Annotated in this window: 3 protein-coding genes and 1 tRNA gene; 2 read left to right on the top strand and 2 right to left on the bottom strand. The window is 51.7% G+C overall.

Features of this window, described 5'->3' with window-relative positions:
• On the bottom strand, positions 1 to 989 hold a 989-nt coding region (locus PHU49_16415; GenBank protein MDD5245593.1), incomplete at its 3' end, for a hypothetical protein.
• A gap of 128 nt (positions 990 to 1117) precedes the next feature.
• On the opposite strand from PHU49_16415, the gene PHU49_16410 reads away from it, so the two are divergent.
• Positions 1118 to 1211 (top strand) — tRNA-Ser (locus PHU49_16410).
• Positions 1212 to 1415: 204 nt separating this feature from the next.
• Positions 1416 to 2603, top strand: coding sequence for a tyrosine-type recombinase/integrase (locus tag PHU49_16405; GenBank protein MDD5245592.1), 1188 nt, complete (start codon positions 1416 to 1418; stop codon positions 2601 to 2603).
• Here PHU49_16405 and PHU49_16400 read toward each other — a convergent pair.
• Positions 2595 to 2816: an AlpA family phage regulatory protein gene (locus PHU49_16400; GenBank protein MDD5245591.1), complete on the bottom strand. Its 222-nt coding sequence runs from the start codon at positions 2814 to 2816 to the stop codon at positions 2595 to 2597. The two genes, PHU49_16405 and PHU49_16400, sit on opposite strands and share 9 nt — an antisense overlap.
• Positions 2817 to 3050: the final 234 nt, after the last annotated feature.

Below are 3050 nucleotides of genomic sequence, written 5' to 3'. Positions count from 1 at the left end.
TCGACGAAAGCTGAGAGCGAAGGGCTGAGAGCAGAGGGCAAAGGGCGGAGAGCAGAGAGCCGGGAGCCAGGTTCTATGTTCAAGGTTCTACGTTCAATGTTTGACATTTTAGTGTCATCGCGAGGCGTCTCATCCTTACCGTCATCGCGAGGCGTCTCATCCTTACCGTCATCGCGAGGCGAAGCCGTGGCGATCCCCTGAGTGAGATTGCCGCGTCGCTCCGCTCCTCGCAATGACAGAGGGGAAGATACTCGCAGCGACAAACCGCCACGCCCTGCGGGCTCGCAATGACTACCCGGAGAAGTACTGTCTGCCGAGGACTGTTTTTTTGTCTGCTGCCTATTGTCCTTGCCTTGCCTTGGATCTATTGACGACTGACGACTATCGACTATCGGCTGCCTTATTGTTGTTCCCCTGATCCCCGCGAGTTCCCTGCCGCCTTTTATCCTCTGCGCGATCTCCACGGCCTGCCTCTCGCCCATCCCGTAAACGAGGATATCTGCTCTGGAATCGACGAGGATCGACCTCCGCACCGCGTTATCCCACCAGTCATAGTGGGCAAACCTCCGCAGGCTCGCCTCAATGCCGCCAATGACGATCGGCACGTCATTGTATGCCTCCCTCACTCTGTTTGCGTACACTATTGCGGCCCTGTCAGGTCTGAGCCCGGGTACCCCTCCCGGTGAATAGTCGTCCTTTTTTCGCGGTCTTTTGCCGGATGTGTAGTTTGCCACCATCGAATCGAGGTTCCCGGCTGTGATACCGAAGAACAGACGGGGTTTCCCCAGTCGCTTGAAATCATCTGTTGTTCTCCAATCCGGCTGGGCGATGATGCCCACCCTGAAACCTGCGTTATCGAGGACCCTCCCGATTACTGCTGCCCCGTAAGAAGGATGGTCAACATAGGCATCGCCCGTAATGAGAATAACATCGAGACAATCCCAGCCTCTCTCTTTCAGATCATTGTTTGTAATAGGCAGAAAGTACATGACGGTCTGTATTGTACCAGAATGGAACACCAAAATACAGTGGCTGTAAACGAAGAGGGTGGAGAATGCCGCGCTACGTGTAAATTGCCTTGTGCAGCCGTCAGGGAGTGTGGTATAAAAGATGTGCTGGAGAGATGTCCGAGAGGCTGAAGGAGCACGATTGGAAATCGTGTGTACGTCATAAAACGCGTACCGAGGGTTCAAATCCCTCTCTCTCCGCCACTGCCTATTTTTTATATGTTTTTATAATTCCTTATAAGTACTAAAATACCTTTAAAATTAGTTAGATATCAATTTTGACTGTTCATATGAGTCCATTAAAGACCATTGACAGCCATCAATTTTCTGTGGTAACTTTTTGGGGTAACCATGCTTACCTGTTCTGAGTTACCACAGTTTCACAGAGTTTGAAAAGGGGGCTGCCTTATGCCGCTTACGGACATACGCATCAGGAACGCGCGTCCCAGGAAAAAACCCTACAAGATGTACGACGCATCCGGTCTGTATCTTCTTGTCACTCCTTCCGGAGGCAAATGGTGGAGGTTCAACTATCTCCTGAAGGGAAAGCAGAAGACCATCAGCCTTGGCGTGTATCCCGATGTAAGCCTGAAGGAGGCCAGAAACAGAAGAGATCGGGGGAAAGACCTCCTTGCGGAGGGCGGCGACCCCTCGGCGATGAGGAAGGCGCAGAAGACTGACGGGGCCATGACCTACGGAGAGCTGACCATGGAGTGGTTTGAGAACAGGAAGTCAACGTGGGTGAAAAGACATGCGGAAACGGTCTTGCAGAGGATCAACAACTACATCCTCCCCGCCTTCGGGGATACCCCCGTCACTGGGATCACGACGCCTCTGCTCTATAAGTTCCTACAGGGCATAGAGCAAAGCGGCAAGATCGAGACGGCGCACAGGGTAAAACAGATAACGAGCATGATATTCCGGTATGGCATCGTGAAGGGTGTTGCAGAGAGGGACCCCGCATCGGACCTGGGGCGGGGGATGCTTACGCCGTCTCGGCCCCAGCACTATGCGACGATCCTCGAACCTGCGAAGATAGGCGCCCTCATGAGGGCGATCGACGGGTATGAGTACGTGCTCGTAAGATGCGCCCTCAAGCTCCTTTCACTCACCTTTGTCCGGCCGGGAGAACTCCGCAACGCCCGATGGGAAGAGTTTAAGTTTGATGAAAGACTGTGGGAGATCCCCGCCGAGAAGATGAAGATGAAACGGGAGCACGTGGTCCCTCTCTCCAAACAGGCAATCGCCCTGCTCAAGGAGTTGCGGTCGTTCTCGTCATACCTGAAATCGGAGTATCTCTTTCCGAGCCTGCGGAGCAGGCAAAGGCCCATCTCCGACGTGACGATGCACGCGGCGCTGCGGCGCATGGGGTACGACACGAAGAAAGATATCACCCCTCACGGGTTCAGGGCTATGGCGCGTACGATCCTTCATGAACGGTTGAAGTTCCCTCCCGAGGTGATCGAGCACCAGCTGGCACACGCCGTTCCCGATGCGCTCGGAGAGGCATACAACAGGACGAAGTTCATCGACGAGAGAAAGAAGATGATGCAGGCATGGGCGGACTATCTTGATACATTAAAAACATCAATTTGACCTCAACTGCTCAATCTGGCTTACGAGTTCTTTAATTTTTTTCTTATCCATTCTCTTATAAATGGCTTCCATGATCCTGTCAACTTCAGCCTCATTCCAGAGAGACATCTTTTTAAAAGGTTTGACCGGCCTGGGAAACAGTCCTTGTTTTATCAACTCGTACAAATGTGTTCTGCTCACTTTCATTTTCCTTTGTATGTCAACGGGTCTCATGAACGTCATTCGTTCCTCCTTATATGTTTTTCTTAATACATATAGGTATTACTCCGGCGGTGATGTTTTCGGTGGTGTCGCCTGCCTTGCGGGTTCCTGCGGAAGAATTAACCCGAAAAATGCATTTACCTGAACTTAATCCTTAATAAAAACCTCCTTTCGCAGTAGAATCAATTGTCTCCAAACAACAGACCCTAAACGAAAGGAGGGACAAAATGATGCAGAACAATTGTA

The organism is Syntrophorhabdaceae bacterium, from assembly GCA_028713955.1.
Taxonomy (GTDB): Bacteria; Desulfobacterota; Syntrophorhabdia; order Syntrophorhabdales; family Syntrophorhabdaceae; genus UBA5609.
The sequence above is the reverse complement of the archived record's forward strand: the minus strand, read 5'-3'. Positions and strand labels throughout refer to the sequence as shown.

What these genes read in the sequence shown, in the direction of transcription:
- PHU49_16400 (MDD5245591.1), bottom strand. Translation starts at nt 2,816, where the DNA reads ATGAGACCCGTTGACATACAAAGGAAAATGAAAGTGAGCAGAACACAT.
- PHU49_16405 (MDD5245592.1), top strand. Translation starts at nt 1,416, where the DNA reads ATGCCGCTTACGGACATACGCATCAGGAACGCGCGTCCCAGGAAAAAA.